Source organism: Sphingobium sp. B7D2B (assembly GCF_025961895.1).
Classification (GTDB): domain Bacteria; phylum Pseudomonadota; class Alphaproteobacteria; order Sphingomonadales; family Sphingomonadaceae; genus Sphingobium.
In genome coordinates this window covers 2,919,603-2,933,798 of the sequence record NZ_JAOQOM010000001.1, presented here as the reverse complement: position 1 = coordinate 2,933,798, position 14,196 = coordinate 2,919,603, and the positions used below count along the sequence as shown (strand labels likewise).

Below are 14,196 nucleotides of genomic sequence, written 5' to 3'. Positions count from 1 at the left end.
CCCTCGTCACTCAGGAGTATTCGCGCATGGCCTGTGGCTGGCACCTGCACATCTGCATTCTCGCAAATCTGCATTCTCAACGTGCCGCGTAACTCAGCCAAGAATACAAACAGATAGAAGAAAGGTTCGCAAGAATGGCTGCAAAAGCGCTGTCTTTTGATGTCGGCGACTATGTTGTCTATCCGAAGCACGGCGTCGGCCGGGTGATCGAGCTGCAAAGCCAGAAGATCGCCGGGATCGACCTCGAGCTTTATGTGCTGCGTTTCGAGAAGGAACGGATGACCCTCCGCGTCCCGACGAACAAGGCCGAAAGCGTGGGGATGCGCAAGCTCTCCTCGGACAAGACACTGGGCGAGGCACTCGAAACCCTCAAGGGCAAGCCGAAGGTGAAGCGGACGATGTGGTCGCGCCGCGCACAGGAATATGAAGCGAAGATCAATTCCGGTGATCTGGTGTCGATCGCGGAAGTGACGCGCGACCTGTTCCGAGCGGACGATCAGCCCGAGCAGAGCTATTCCGAGCGTCAGATCTTCGAAGCCGCCTCCAGCCGTCTGGCGCGTGAACTCGCGGCGATGGAAGAGGTGGACGAGGCAACGGCTCTCAAGAAGATCCTCCAGATCCTCAACGAGGCTGCCCCGAAATATGCCAAGGAACGCGTCGAGTAATCGAGGCTTCTTCCTTAGAGATCAAGAGACGGCGCCCCTTGTGGGCGCCGTTTTTTGTTGGGGCGCGTCCACGCCAGGGGCATCGTCCATAGTCACCTCGTCACGATGGGGGCTCGTGTTGGCGACTTGGGGCGACACATCTGCTATGCTCGCGCTCATGAACTGCTTCGGGGGATGACTGTCATGACATCAGGTGCCGCGCGCCGAACGATCCGGCTGCTGATGCTCGTGGCTGCCGCTGGCGGACTGTCAGCGGCCAATGCAGCGAACCGCACCTATATCGTGACCGATTTTGATAGCATCCGCGTCGAGGGACCACTGGAAGTCTCCCTTGAAACCGGGCGCGGGGCGTCCGCGCGGGGCGAGGGAGATCGTGCCACGCTGGATGCCCTGCAACTGACGGTGTCCGCACGGACGCTGACGGTGCGCCTCCGCGCGCCCGGGGCCGGCGCTGCCGGGGCGCGAGGCGACCGGGGGACGGCGCGCCTCGCTCTCACAGCACCGAGCTTGCGCCGGGTGCAACTTGTGGGCTCTGGTTTGCTGCGCGTGAAGGGCCTCAACAAGGCGGCTGCCGATGTGAATCTCGTCGGCAGTGGTCGCATCGAGGTGAGGGGAATCGAGCTCGACGATCTCAAGCTCGTGCAAGGCGGTGCGGGCAGCACGCTCCTGTCCGGGCAAGCGCGCAAGGTGCAGATCGGTCTCTCCGGCAGCGGCACGCTCGATGCGAGCGACCTGCGGGCCGTGGACCTTGACCTCGCGGTGGATGGCGCCGCGACGGCCGAAGCCTTTGCCGAGCGAACCGCCAAAGTGATGCTGGTGGGAACCGGCAGCGCGGTGGTGGAGGGGCGCCCTGCCTGTACCGTGCGCCAGGTCGGGAGTGGGCTGGTGCGCTGCGGACGCCCTGCGCCTTGAGGTAAAAGAAAGGGCGCCGGAAACCCCACGCCCTGTCCTTATGCAATTCTGGCGGTCAGGTTGATCAGGCGAACTGAACCTTCGCGGCGCGGCGGCGCATCAGCATGCCTGCCAGGCCGAGACCGGCAACCATCAGTGCCCAGGTGGCGGGCTCCGGCACGGGAGCCGGGACCGGCGCTGCGCCTGTCTTGTAGATGGTCGCGTTCGAGCCGCTGGCGAACTGGAGATTGAGCAGGTCGATGCCGTCGGTGCCAGCATCGAACTTATAGAATGCGGTGATGTTGTTGGCGAGCGGCTGACCCTTGCCCGACGGATTGGGAATGTTGCCGAAGTGCACGCCGATATAGGTCGTGCCGTACATCATCGTGTCGAAATTCAGGGTGGTGGTCGAGATCCAGGGCGAACCGGAAACCTTCTCCACGGCGCTGGAAAACGCGTTGGGAAGCGTCAAGCCGAGCAGGGCGAGCGCGGACGTCTGATCTCCCGTGGTCGCCTGACTGGCCAGATTGCCATTATAAAAGCCGACGCAGCTAAAGCTCGAACTTGCCGCGAGGCCAATGTCCGATGCGGAGCAGCTGGCGGCAGAGCTGACAAGCGCGGCCTGAGCCGGCTGAACGGCAAAAGCAGCACAGGTTACCAGCGACGCGATGAGGATCTTACGCATATATCGAACTTCCCGATTGAGCGTTCTCGGCTCGTTTCCTTGGCAGGCCTGCCTTCGTTACACCGGAGGCTTCCTGATGACCGAGCATGTGAGGCGCCAGCAAAAAGGGGCGAGGTCGTTAAGGATAGTTTCCTGGCCCCTCGGGGCGCTGTCCGACAATGGCACTGTTTTGCAGCAAGGATTAACGCGCGTGGAGAAGCGGGATGATCGTTTGCAAGGCGCTGCCGCCCGCCGGGGCTAGATCCGGTCCGCCTGGACCACGGCGTCCACGGCCCGCAACGCCGAGAGAATTCGGGCGACGTGGCTCGCATCTTCCACCTCAAGATCGATGAGATCGGTGTGGAACGGGCCTTCGCGGTTCACCAGTTGCAGGTTGAGGATGTTGGCCTTGTTGACCGCGAAGATGTTGGCCACCGTCGCCAGAGCACCGGGCTGGTTCTTCAGGATGACCGAAAGGCGCGCGGTGCCGCCCTTGGCTTCGCTGTCCCAGCTGAGGTCCACCCAGTCGGCATCCTGACCGGTCTCCAGCACGAGGCAATCGATGGTATGCACCTCGATCGGTTCGCCCGGCCGCCGCAGGCCGACGATGCGGTCGCCCGGAACGGGATGACAGCATTCTGATAGGGTGAAGGCGATGCCGGGCGTCAGGCCGATGATCGAAACGGCCTGCGCCTGCTTCTTGCGCCGCCGGGCCGCGCCGGGTGCGTCCTCCGCACTGCCGGGCACCAGGGCGTTCATCACCTCCTCGTCCGAGATGCGGTTGGTTGCGATGGCGATCATCAGCGCGGCCTTGTCTTCCAGTTTGAGCCGCTTGATCGCCGCTTTCTCCGCCTTGTCGCCAATCTCCACCGGCAGGCGCAGCACGATCTCCTCGTAGAGCTTCTCGCCCAGCGCGATCGTCTCGGTGCGCTGCTTCTGGCGAATGAACCGGCGGATCGCTGCGCGCGCCTTGCCGGTGATCGCGAAGCTGAGCCAGCCGGGCTGCGGCTCCTGCGCATCGGATTTGAGGATCTCGACCTGGTCGCCATTCTCAAGCTGCGTGCGCAGCGGCATGACGCGCCCATTGATCTTCGCGCCGACGGTCTGGTTGCCGAGCGTGGTGTGGACAGCATAGGCAAAATCGACCGGCGTCGATCCCTTGGGCAGCTGTTGCAGCTCTCCCTTGGGGGTGAAGGCGAAGATCCGATCCTGATACATCGCCATGCGGGTGTGCTCGAGCAACTCCTCCGCATCGTGGCTCTGCTCGAGGATTTCGACGAGATCGCGCAGCCAGCCGGCCTGCCCGTCGGGCCGCGCGCCGGACTGCTTGTAGGCCCAGTGGGCGGCAAGGCCGAACTCGCTATCCTGATGCATCCGTTCCGAGCGGATTTGCACCTCGATGCGGGCGTTCTCCTCGTGGATCACGGTGGTGTGCAGCGACTGATAGCCGTTGCGCTTTGGCGTGGAGATGTAATCCTTGAACCGCCCGGGCACCATCTTGAAGCGCTGGTGGATGAGGCCCAGGGCGCGGTAGCAATCGTCCGTGCTGTCGGTGACGACCCGGAACGCCATGATGTCCGTCAGCTGCTCGAAGCTGATGTGACGCTCCTGCGTCTTGCGCCAGATCGAGTAGGGATGCTTCTCGCGACCGGAGACCGTGACGTGCATGCCCGCCGAGGTGAGCATATTTTGCAGCTGCGTCGAGATGCGGGCAACCTTGCTCTCGCCGCCTTCCTTGAGCAGAGCAAGACGCTTGGTGACGCTATCATAAGCATCGGGCTCAAGCTGCTGAAAGGCAAGGAGCTGCATCTCGCGCATGAACTCGTACATGCCGATGCGCTCGGCGAGCGGCGCATAGATATCCATCGTCTCGCGGGCGATGCGGCGGCGCTTTTCTTCGTTCTTGATGAAGTGCAGCGTGCGCATATTGTGCAGCCGGTCGGCCAGCTTGACGAGCAGCACGCGAATATCGTCCGACATGGCGAGCAGGAACTTGCGCAGATTCTCGGCGGCCCGCTGGCTTTCGCTCTGCGCCTCGATCTTGCTGAGCTTGGTCACGCCATCGACCAGCCGGGCGACGTCCTGCCCGAACAGCCGCTCGATCTCCGCCGTGGTGGTGAGCGTATCCTCGATCGTATCGTGCAGCAGGGCGGTGACGATGGTCTTATCGTCCAAGAAAAGATCAGTCAGAATGCCTGCCACTTCAATTGGATGACTGAAGTAGGGATCACCGCTGGCGCGCTTTTGCGTGCCATGCTTGGCGACCGAAAACACATAGGCGCGGTTGATCAGGGCCTCATCGGCATCCGGGTCATAGCCTTTGACCCTCTCGACCAGTTCATATTGACGCAACATCGTCGCGCAACATGGTGGCCGGACCCCGTGCAGCGCAACAAAAAACTCGCGCTGCAGCGGCTGGCGAGGGGGAAGTTGTCCCCTCAACGCCACGCTCCGCCCGATCCGTGCGACGAAGGCACAGTCCAGAGCACTCGCCATTTGGCGCGGCGCGCCGAATGCGCTAGCGTCGCTGGCCATGGCTGAACGCAAGGGTCTTGATGCATTTGAGGGCTGCGCCCTGCCGGCCGCGCTCGAAACGATGGGCGAGCGGTGGTCGTTCATGATCCTGCGCGCCTGCTTCAGCGGCATCGTCTATTTCGAGGATTTCCAATGTGCGCTTGGCATCGCCCGCAACATCCTGTCCAATCGGCTGGGCAAGCTGGTTGCGAGGGGCATCCTCACCCGTGAGCCGGTCGCCAATGACAAGCGCCGTGTCGCTTACGGCCTTACCGAGAAAGGCAAAGCCTTGATGCCGGTGATGATTGCGCTGCGCCAATGGGGGGAGCGCTGGGAACCCGTGCCGCCTGCGCGCCGAATCCTGGCGGATAGTCGCGACCGGCAGCCGGTCCGCGAGGTGCGCTTGCAGGCTGCCGATGGACGCCTGCTCGACTATCAGGATCTGTGCTGGATCGAGGCGCCAGCCGCGGCCGACGACGAGCCGGATTGCACCGCCGCGCCCCTGCGCGCGATGGGCGCCGCGCGTTGAGCCCGCCGATGACCTCGGTGCTCGTCATCCGCCGTCGCCCGTTCTTTGAGGATAAGAACAAGGCGTTCTGGACCTTGCAGGCGGTCGGATGGACCGGCGCCTTCCTGCTGCGCGCCGTCTCCGGCATCGCCAATGGCCAGCCAATGTCTTTCCTGGTGCCGGTGCTGATCTCGACGATCACCGGTTATTCGCTCACGCTGCTGATGGCGGTCGGCTATCGCTTCCTGCTGAGGCAGACGCCGATCGTCACCTGGACCGCCTCGATCGTCATCGCGATCGTCGCGGGCGGAACGTCCGCCTTTATCGATGCCTGGGTGTTCACGACGCTCAACCAGTCGGGCGATGGCTCCAGCCTCAAGCTGTTCCTGGGGGCCTTTTACCTCAATTTCACGCTGCTGGGGGCGTGGTCGGCGCTTTACTACGCGATCAATTTCTACATCACCGTGGAAGAGCAGGCCGACCAGTTGCAGTTGCTGGAGAGCCAGGCGAGCAGTGCCCAGCTTGCCATGCTGCGCTATCAGCTCAATCCGCATTTCCTGTTCAACACGCTCAACAGCATTTCCACGCTGGTGCTGCTCAAGCAGACGGAGCGGGCCAATGCGATGCTCTCCCGCCTGTCGGCCTTCCTGCGCTACACGCTCATCAACGAGCCGACGGCGCAGGTGACGCTTGAGCAGGAGGTGGAGACGCTCAAGCTGTATCTTGAGATCGAGAAAATGCGCTTCGAGGATCGTCTGCGCCCGATCTTCGACATTCATCCGGCGGTCGCCTCCGCGCGACTTCCTTCGCTGCTGCTGCAACCTTTGGTCGAGAACGCCATTAAATATGCCGTAACCCCCCAGGAGGAGGGCGCGGATATCGTGGTCACAGCGCAGCCTGTCGGCGAAAACGTGCGGATCGTCGTTTCGGACACCGGTCCCGGCTTGAATGGGAGCGATCAGCGCATGACGAAGGGTACGGGTGTGGGCCTTGCCAACATTCGTGACCGATTGGTTCAGGCGTTCGGGGAACGCCAGAATATGGAAACGCGTTCACCACCCGAGGGGGGCTACAGCGTCATCATCGAGATGCCGTTCATTACCGCCGAACCATCAAGGGTAGCCGCATGACCATACGCACCATTCTCGTCGACGATGAAAGCCTCGCCATTCAGGGGCTGAAGCTCCGCCTGGAGGCTCATCCCGACGTTGAGATCGTGGAGACGTGCACCAACGGTCGCGAAGCGATCCGCGCGATCAAGACACACAAGCCCGATCTCGTCTTTCTCGATATCCAGATGCCCGGCTTTGACGGCTTCTCCGTGGTCCAGGGGGTGATGGAGGTCGAACCGCCGCTCTTCATCTTCGTGACGGCTTATTCCGATCACGCGCTGCGAGCCTTTGAGGCCAAGGCGATCGATTATCTGATGAAGCCGGTGGAAGAGCAGCGCCTTGCCGACGCGCTCGACCGTGCCCGCACCCGCCTGCATGAGAAGAAGCAGGTGGAGGAAGCCGGTCGCCTGCGCGAAGTGCTGGCCGAGGTGGCTCCGGACGCGGTGTCCGAAATGCCGGCGGACAATGAGGCGCCCTCATCGAGCCGTTATGAGAAGCTCATCAACATCAAGGATCGCGGGCAGATTTTCCGCATCGATGTCGATACCATCGAGCGGATCGACGCGGCCGGCGATTATATGTGCATCTATACCGCGGATAACTCGCTGATCCTGCGCGAGACGATGAAGGACCTCGAAAAGCGGCTGGACCCGCGCAATTTCCAGCGCATCCATCGCTCGACCATCGTCAACCTGTCGCAGGTTCGCCAGGTCAAGCCGCATACCAATGGTGAGTGCTTCCTGATCCTTGAATCCGGCAGCCAGGTGAAGGTGAGCCGCTCCTATCGCGACGTGGTCGCGCGCTTCGTGCATTAGAGGCACCACCGGTCAGGTGACGAGATCGAAAAGAAAGGCCGGTCCCTTGCGGGGCCGGCCTTTCCATTGCCTGGGAGGCAGAAGCTTGGCTGTCAGGCTGCTCAGCAGCGGCTGTCGGCCTTGTCGATCGCGCGGCCGGCAATCGCGCCCACCGCGCCGCCGATGATCACGCCTGCGGTCTTGTCACCACGGCGACCGGCGACCTCATGGCCGAGCAGGCCACCGGCAAGGGCGCCGATGATCGTGCCGCCCGTGCCATTGTCCCGGCAGCGGTTGTCGTAGCGATAGTTGCGGCGATCCGAATAACGGGCATCGCGGTAATCCCGATAGTCGCGGTCGTTGTAGCGATAGTCCCGGCCATAATCGCCGCGATAGTCGCGATAGTGGTCACGGGCCATGGCCGGAGCCGTGACGCCGAAGGACGTTGCGACCATGGTGGCGGCCGCCGTGATGCTGAGGAACTTGCGTGCAGTCATGGTCTTGCTCCTTGAAATCCTTTGGCGGGCATCTTGCGGCACGGTGGCCACGCCTTGTCCGTCATGATTTCTGTTTAGACCCCATCCGTTGAGCCGAAGCTGAATGGACATTTTAGCCGAGGTTCAGCTTTGTCGCTCTGCTGTCGCCCGGCTGGCGCGCTGCCCGAGGGGGCGCTAGGAGCAAGGCCATGCGGCGCATCCTGCTCATTCTCGCCCTCTTCATTCTGCTGATGAATGGCCGCCACCCGGCGCTTTCTCCCGGGCTTGAGAGCGGGCTGCTGCTCATCGAGGCCGAGCCACTGGCGCTGACGTCGGCCGCAGCCGACGCCACGGCCTTCGGGCCGCTCCGCCTGACGGGCGCCTGGTCCCTGACCAGCCCGCGTGAGGTCTTCGGCGGCATTTCCGCGCTGATGGTGCGCGCTGACGGCAATCTGACCGGGCTGAGCGATTCGGGGGAGCTGTTCGAGATCATGCGGCCGGGGCGGCCGGGCGTTGGCAAGGTCCAGTCCCTGCCGCGATGGGTTGTCGAGCAGGACTGGCCGCGTTGGAAGATGGATTCGGAGAGCCTCGCGCATGACCCGGTGTCGGGGCGCTCCTGGGTGGGGTTCGAGCATCTTCAGCGAATCTGCCGCTATACGCCCCGGTTTCGCCGTGTCGAAGCCTGCGTGGCCCCTGCGGAAATCAGACATTGGCCCTCGACGGGCAGCATCGAATCGCTGGTGCGGTTGAGCGATGGGCGGTTTCTCGCCATTGCCGAGATGGCGCAGGACCGCTCCGGTGCGTTCGAGGCGCTGCTGTGGCAGGGCGATCCGGTCGCGCGGGAGACGCCACCCCCGCTGCGGCTTCGCTATCATGCCCCGGCCGGTTACCGGCCGACGGACGCGCTGTGGCTGGGCGGAGACCGGCTGCTGGTCCTCAATCGTCGGCTGACGCTGGCACATGGCTTTACGGCCCGGCTGAGCCTTGTGCGATTGCCGATGTTCAAGGATGGCGCCGAGCTTTCCGGCACGACCGTCGCCCGGCTGGAGCCGCCCGGACTGGCGGATAATTTCGAGGGGCTGGCGCTGGGCTGGGAGGCGGGCCAGCCGATCCTGTGGGTCGTTTCCGACAATAACCGCTTTGCCCTGCAGCGCACCTTGCTGCTGCGCTTCGCCTTGCCGTCCGACTGGATCGGGCAGGGGCTGCGACCCTGAATTGCAGGCACAGAAAAAGGCGGCCTGCTGAGGCCGCCCCTTTCAATCTCTGTGTCTGGCCGAATGGATCGGCCAGCGCGTTCAGGCAGCCTTGACGGCTACCTTCTTGACGATCTCACGCTTCAGGCGACGCACGCGCAGCGAGAGCTTTTCGTCAGAGGTCTTGAGCAGCCAGTTGTCCAGACCACCGTTATGCTCCACCGAGCGCAGGCCGTGGGTCGAAACCCGCAGCTTCACGCCACGCTCGAGCGTGTCGGAGATGAGCGTCACATTCTGCAGGTTGGGCAGAAACACGCGCTTGGTCTTGTTATTGGCGTGGGACACATTGTGGCCCACTTGGCGGCCCCGGCCGGTCAGTTCGCAGATGCGCGACATGTCAATCGATCCTGATACTTGGTCGTTCGGAAAGCGGCGCCGATACAAGGCGGGGGACGAATCGTCAAGGCGGTTTCCCGCAAAACGACCCTGTCCTTGCGCGCGGCCTAGCAGGACTGGCCTCGACAGGGAAGGGCGGATGAGCCACTAGCTGCGATCATGTCGAGCGCTTTTCCTCTGCCCGAGCCGATGCGTCTGGCGCTGGACTGCGCGCGCCGCGCTGCGGAAGCCGGGGAAGTGCCGATCGGCGCTGTGGTGACGCGGAATGGCGCGGTGATCGCGCAGGGCGAGAATCGCAACCGGCGCGATCGCGATCCCACGGCACATGCCGAGATCGTCGCGATCCGCGCGGCCTGCGCGCATCTCGGGCAGGCCCGGCTGGGCGATTGCGACCTGTGGGTGACGCTCGAACCCTGCCCAATGTGCGCAGGCGCCATTGCCCATGCCCGGATCGCCCGGCTTTATTATGGCGCGGCTGATCCCAAGGGCGGTGGCGTCGAACATGGCGCGCGGGTTTTTGCGCAGCTGCAATGCCATCACCGTCCGGAGATTTTCCCCGGCATCGGCGAGGACAGCTCAGCGAACCTTTTGCGGGACTTTTTCGCCGCGCGGCGGTGACGCGGTTGCGGAAGAGGCCTGCGCCGCCAGCGGCGTGATCCGGTAGAGCCGGTAGGGCAACTCGCTCGGCGCCTTGACGGTGACCGGCGTCAGGAAGGGGAATGTCTCGCCACGCGCCAGTCGCGCATAGAAGCCTTTGGGGCTGCGGCGCTGGTAGATCGTCCCTTCCGGGAAGCCGGGACAATAGAGCAGATAGGTCGCGCCGCGCTTCTGCGCGATCTTGCGGAATGTCTCGGGCGACCCATCGAAGGCATGGTGGACGTCGAGAATGGCTTCCTGATTTCGGTGATAGGGACCGGCAATGACCGTGTGATGCGTAATCGCGATGAGGCGCGGTCCGAGATCGACAAGGGTGAAGATCGTCGCGGGCGCGATCTGGTCGAGCGGTTGCAGCGCGGGTTGAGTGCGGCAGCGCACTTCCGGTCGATGCGCGCCGGTGAGGGGCTTTGTGGCGGGTTTTGAGATCGCAGACAGATTGGCCGCCGGTGCGGCGTTGGTGCTGTTGGCTGAGGCGTTCTTCGCCGAGGGCGGCGCTTGGTTATGCGTTGTACGCGCGGCGTTCACCTGGTTTTCTGGCTTGGGCGCCTGGGCAAAGGCCTTCGAAACGATGGGATAGAGGAAATAGACGCTGCTCGCCCAGATGAGGACGAGCGCGGCCGGCACGGCGAGCAGTCGCCGCGCCCACGAGCCGGTGATCAGGGTCACGATGATCGCCCAGCCCGCCCAGGCGACCGGGGGGATGGCCAGAAGTTGCGCGGCAGGGCCAGCGCGGATTTGCCAGAAAGTCAGCGCGATGGCGAAGGCGATCATCAGCGTGACCGTGGCCCAGGCCCACATCCGCTCCGAATCGCGGCGGGCGGCCCAGCAACCGATCAGGCCACAGAGCAGACCGGTGATCGGCAGGCTGATCATCGGCCCCCAACTCGATTGCGCCTGCACGTAGATCGGCTTGGCCTCGCGGATGTAGACCAGCCAGCTTTTCTGGAGTTCCGGCGAGATGCCGTAGAGGTCCGTCACGCAATTGGGCCAGCTCAGCCATGCAAAAGCGAGAACGGCCGCTCCCCCAAGGGCCGCAGCGCCCAGGCGCTGCAGCCAGCCCCGGAGCGGCAGGAGGGTGAGGCCATAAAGAACGCCCGCTGTCAGCACGAGCACGCTGGCCCAGACCGGTGAGATGGCATCGCATACCGGCGCGCGATTGGCGTTGCTGGCGAACAGCGCGTAGCCGAGCGCCGTCGTGCCGCCGAGGCCAAGCGCATAGGGGCGGACGCGGCGGGCAGCGCCTTCCTTGAAAATCCACCGCAAGGCAATGAGCGCGCCGGCCCCGACGAGATACACCAGCATTTCCATGCCGATGACTACGGAGAGAGCGCTTGCAACGCCGGTGACGACCCCACCGCGCGTCCATTTGCGATCGACAAGGCCGGCCAGGGCGGTCGCGGTCAGCGCCAACTGCCAGCCATGATGATCGATGCGCAGCGGCATGAACATGGAGAGGCCCATGCCGGCGCCCAGCGGCAGCAGCATCGCGATGAACCAGCCTTGGCCCTGGCCACGATCCGACAAGCGCCGGGCGATGAAGGCGAGGGCGAGCATCAGCAGCAGCAGCGGGAGCAAAGGCTCGACGCCAACCGCCAGTTCCTCGGCGCGCGCGCGATCGGTGAACAGGCTGAAGAAGAGGATGAGTGCGGCGATGGGCAGATCGACCAGCCGGCTCCAGTGGATATTGGCGCCATCGGGCGGCGCCATGCGGTGCTGCCGCAAATCCCACCAACTCTGCCCGGCCAGCCAGTCCCTCACCTGCAGATACCGCATATTATCGTCGGTATCGCCAAGGGAGAGGAAGCGAATGGCATCCGCGGAGCGATTCAGGAAATAGGCCGCGATGATCAGCCAAGCGATGACGATCAGCCAGCGCCATTCACGCTGCGCGAACCCATCTATGGCGCGCCACAGCCGGCTCGCGCGCGATGTCCACCCGCTTTGAGTGGCAGAACTGTCAATCCGCATGGTTCAGCGCCCGATAGCCATATGTGCAGGAACAGGCAGGGCGGTCTTCTCGTCCCGATACGCCTGCGGTCTTCCCCATTGGGGAACCGCGACCATTGCCGCTGCCGAGTTCACGGCCTAGGGCTTAGTCATGTGCATCAAAAGCGCAACGGGGCAAATCACACATGGGTAAATCGATACGCCGGCCGGCTGAAGGGGCGTGGACCTGATGATCGGTGGACAACTCGTGCGCTATGCGCTGACCGGCGGCTTCGTCACCGCACTGCAGGCTGGCGTCTACTGGGTTCTGGCGCAATTGCTGGGCGTCCACCCGCAACTCGCGAATGTCTGCGGCTATCTGGTGGCGGTAGCGACAGGCTATGTGCTGCATGGCCGCTTCACGTTCCGGGGGCATGGCAAGCGGGATCGTCCGGTGGCGCAGGCGGTGCGCTTTGGGATCGTTTCGCTGCTCAGTCTGGCGCTCAACGCCTTCTGGGTCTGGCTGTGCGTGGAACGGCTGATGCTGCCGCTCTGGTCACCGATTCCCTTGATGGGCGTGATCACGCCGGTGCTGGTCTTCACGCTCAACCGCCAATGGGTGTTCCGCTAAGGCGAGCGCGCAATAAAAAAGGGCCGCCGGATCGCCGGCAGCCCTTTTCGAATTCTTGCGGCAAAGCCGTGGATTACATCGCGTTGTTGGCGACGTTGCTAGCACCGTTCGCCATGTTGTCCATCGCGTTGCCCGCGGCGTTCATGGTGTTGTCGGCAGCGTTTTCCACGTCGTTCGACATGTTCACGGTGTTGTTGACGGCTTCGTTGGTCTCGGACTTGGAGCACGCGGCGAGGCCGAGCGAAGCAGCCAGAACAAGCGAGATGGCAATAGTCTTGGTCATGGGCAAACCCCTTGATGAATTCAAACCGAGCAGAAGCTGTGGAAGGGGTCCCCCCCCTTTGCCTGCGAAGCGATTCGTATCGATTTGTGAGCGCCAGCGCAATCCCTTGGTAATGATGCCCATTAACCAGCGATGAAAGCTATGGCTTGAACTGCCTCCACGGATGCCGCAGACAGCCGGGCGATGCTGGGACAACTCGATCTTTTCCGCGCTCTTGCCGATCCCACGAGGCTGCGGATCGTGCATCTTCTGCGTGAGATGGAACTGGCGGTGGGCGAAGTCGCGCTCGTCGTCGGGCAGAGCCAGCCCCGCGTCTCCCGGCATGTCCGCATATTGGTGGAGGCCGGGCTGGCGGAACGGCGGAAGGAAGGCAGTTGGGTGTTCCTGCGTCTGTGCGGGGGACAGGAGACGCCGGCATTGCTGGCCCTGCTTGACGCGGCGGCACCCTCGGCAAGCGAGCGGCTGTGGATCGAGGCGGACCAGGCCCGCCTTACGGCCGTTCGGGCGGAGCGGGCGCGCGCCGCCGAGGATTATTTCGCCAGCCATGCCGAGGAATGGGACGCCCAGCGCTCGCTCTATGTGCCGGAGGCCGATGTGGAAGCGGCCATGCTGGCGATGCTCAAGACACACAAGCTTGGCCGCTTGCTCGATGTGGGCACGGGGACGGGGCGGATCGCGACGCTGTTCGCTGCGCAGTCCGAGCAGGTGCTGGCGATCGATCGCAGTGCCGAAATGCTGCGGCTCGCGCGCGGGAAGCTGCCGCGCGACATCGCCGACCGGGTGCATTTTCTGGCCGGTGATTTCAGTGCTTTGCCCATTGAAGATGGCTCTGCGGACACGGCGATTTTGCATCAGGTGCTGCATTATGCGCAGGCGCCCGAGCGGGTCATCGCCGAGATCGCGCGCACCTTGCGGCCGGGCGGGCGGCTGCTGATCGTCGATTTCGCGCCGCATGAGCGGGAGGAGTTGAGAACGCGCGATGCCCATAGCCGGCTGGGCTTTTCCGACGAGCAGATCAGGGCGTGGTTTGCGGCGGCAGGCGTGGCGCTGGAACAGGTGGATACGCTGGCGGGCGGCGAACTGACCGTGAAGCTGTGGCTCGGCCAAAGCCAGCGCGTGCCGCTGGCTCAAAAAAAGGACGCCCGACGCGCATAAACGCCGGGCGCCGCAACTGCATTTCGCGACAATCGAGGGAGATCAGTCGCTCGGCACGAGGTGGCGCCGGCGCGCCATCAAGGCCAGCCGGTCCTTGACCGCCAACTTGAGGCGCTTGAGTCGCTGCAGCTTTCCGAAATCCGGCGCGCGCTGCCGCTGTTCAAAGCGCAGGGCTTCATCGAGTTTCTGGTGCCGATCGAGGAGACTGAAGATATGCTTGGACATATGCCACTCCGTTGGAAGGTTTCCAAAACTCGGGTGACAACCGGGCGATGATCTTGTCTGCATGGGGGTGCCAGACGTCGCACCGGTGTCACCCGATGCGGTCCGA

At 63.7% G+C, this 14,196-nt stretch carries 16 protein-coding genes; 9 read left to right on the top strand and 7 right to left on the bottom strand.

Features of this window, described 5'->3' with window-relative positions:
• Window positions 1-134 precede the first annotated feature (134 nt).
• Window positions 135-665 carry a CarD family transcriptional regulator gene (locus tag M2341_RS13550; protein WP_181560400.1) on the top strand — a complete coding sequence of 177 codons (531 nt, stop codon included), beginning with the start codon at window positions 135-137 and terminating at the stop codon, window positions 663-665.
• Between the two features lie 183 nt (window positions 666-848).
• The gene (locus M2341_RS13545) at window positions 849-1,577 is read left to right on the top strand and encodes a DUF2807 domain-containing protein (protein ID WP_264585589.1); all 729 of its coding nucleotides are present in this window, start codon (window positions 849-851) and stop codon (window positions 1,575-1,577) included.
• A gap of 64 nt (window positions 1,578-1,641) precedes the next feature.
• On the opposite strand, the gene M2341_RS13540 is transcribed toward M2341_RS13545, so the two are convergent.
• Both M2341_RS13540 and M2341_RS13535 read right to left on the bottom strand, forming a co-directional pair.
• On the bottom strand, window positions 1,642-2,241 hold the full coding sequence (locus tag M2341_RS13540) for a PEPxxWA-CTERM sorting domain-containing protein (protein ID WP_264585588.1): 600 nt from the start codon (window positions 2,239-2,241) through the stop codon (window positions 1,642-1,644).
• A 237-nt stretch (window positions 2,242-2,478) separates the two neighbouring features.
• A complete protein-coding gene (locus tag M2341_RS13535; protein ID WP_181560397.1) occupies window positions 2,479-4,575 on the bottom strand; it encodes a RelA/SpoT family protein in 2,097 nt (698 codons plus the stop codon).
• Window positions 4,576-4,753: 178 nt separating this feature from the next.
• Between M2341_RS13535 and M2341_RS13530 the strand changes: the two genes are divergently transcribed.
• Genes M2341_RS13530 through M2341_RS13520 form a run of 3 tightly spaced genes read left to right on the top strand, consistent with a single transcriptional unit; the run spans window position 4,754 to window position 7,169 of the window.
• Window positions 4,754-5,263 carry a winged helix-turn-helix transcriptional regulator gene (locus tag M2341_RS13530; protein ID WP_181560396.1) on the top strand — a complete coding sequence of 170 codons (510 nt, stop codon included), beginning with the start codon at window positions 4,754-4,756 and terminating at the stop codon, window positions 5,261-5,263.
• 8 nt (window positions 5,264-5,271) lie between these two features.
• Window positions 5,272-6,372: a sensor histidine kinase gene (locus M2341_RS13525; protein ID WP_181560395.1), complete on the top strand. Its 1,101-nt coding sequence runs from the start codon at window positions 5,272-5,274 to the stop codon at window positions 6,370-6,372.
• A complete protein-coding gene (locus M2341_RS13520; RefSeq protein ID WP_181560394.1) occupies window positions 6,369-7,169 on the top strand; it encodes a LytR/AlgR family response regulator transcription factor in 801 nt (266 codons plus the stop codon). The genes M2341_RS13525 and M2341_RS13520 overlap by 4 nt, the downstream gene beginning before the upstream one ends.
• 101 nt (window positions 7,170-7,270) lie before the next feature.
• Here M2341_RS13520 and M2341_RS13515 read toward each other — a convergent pair whose 3' ends face one another.
• Window positions 7,271-7,645, bottom strand: coding sequence for a glycine zipper 2TM domain-containing protein (locus M2341_RS13515; protein ID WP_181560393.1), 375 nt, complete (start codon window positions 7,643-7,645; stop codon window positions 7,271-7,273).
• A gap of 188 nt (window positions 7,646-7,833) precedes the next feature.
• On the opposite strand from M2341_RS13515, the gene M2341_RS13510 reads away from it, so the two are divergent.
• Entirely contained in the window at window positions 7,834-8,838 is a 1,005-nt protein-coding gene (locus tag M2341_RS13510; protein WP_264585587.1) for an esterase-like activity of phytase family protein, read from the top strand.
• Between the two features lie 81 nt (window positions 8,839-8,919).
• Here the strand turns inward: M2341_RS13510 and rpmB are convergent, their stop codons facing one another.
• Window positions 8,920-9,213, bottom strand: a complete 294-nt coding sequence (gene rpmB / locus M2341_RS13505) for a 50S ribosomal protein L28 (protein ID WP_181560391.1) — start codon at window positions 9,211-9,213, stop codon at window positions 8,920-8,922.
• 159 nt (window positions 9,214-9,372) lie between these two features.
• Here rpmB and M2341_RS13500 point away from each other — a divergent pair, with 159 nt between their 5' ends.
• A complete protein-coding gene (locus tag M2341_RS13500; protein WP_264585586.1) occupies window positions 9,373-9,831 on the top strand; it encodes a nucleoside deaminase in 459 nt (152 codons plus the stop codon).
• On the opposite strand, the gene M2341_RS13495 is transcribed toward M2341_RS13500, so the two are convergent.
• Complete coding sequence (locus tag M2341_RS13495; protein WP_264585585.1) at window positions 9,790-11,838, bottom strand: hypothetical protein; 2,049 nt, start codon at window positions 11,836-11,838, stop codon at window positions 9,790-9,792. The two genes, M2341_RS13500 and M2341_RS13495, sit on opposite strands and share 42 nt — an antisense overlap.
• A 208-nt stretch (window positions 11,839-12,046) precedes the next feature.
• On the opposite strand from M2341_RS13495, the gene M2341_RS13490 reads away from it, so the two are divergent.
• On the top strand, window positions 12,047-12,427 hold the full coding sequence (locus M2341_RS13490; RefSeq protein ID WP_264585584.1) for a GtrA family protein: 381 nt from the start codon (window positions 12,047-12,049) through the stop codon (window positions 12,425-12,427).
• 73 nt (window positions 12,428-12,500) lie between these two features.
• On the opposite strand, the gene M2341_RS13485 is transcribed toward M2341_RS13490, so the two are convergent.
• A complete protein-coding gene (locus tag M2341_RS13485) occupies window positions 12,501-12,710 on the bottom strand; it encodes a circumsporozoite protein (protein ID WP_181560387.1) in 210 nt (69 codons plus the stop codon).
• Window positions 12,711-12,893: 183 nt separating this feature from the next.
• Here M2341_RS13485 and M2341_RS13480 point away from each other — a divergent pair, with 183 nt between their 5' ends.
• The gene (locus M2341_RS13480; protein ID WP_264579574.1) at window positions 12,894-13,865 is read left to right on the top strand and encodes an ArsR/SmtB family transcription factor; all 972 of its coding nucleotides are present in this window, start codon (window positions 12,894-12,896) and stop codon (window positions 13,863-13,865) included.
• A gap of 42 nt (window positions 13,866-13,907) precedes the next feature.
• Here M2341_RS13480 and M2341_RS13475 read toward each other — a convergent pair whose 3' ends face one another.
• Window positions 13,908-14,090: a DUF465 domain-containing protein gene (locus tag M2341_RS13475; RefSeq protein WP_181560385.1), complete on the bottom strand. Its 183-nt coding sequence runs from the start codon at window positions 14,088-14,090 to the stop codon at window positions 13,908-13,910.
• Window positions 14,091-14,196 lie beyond the last annotated feature (106 nt).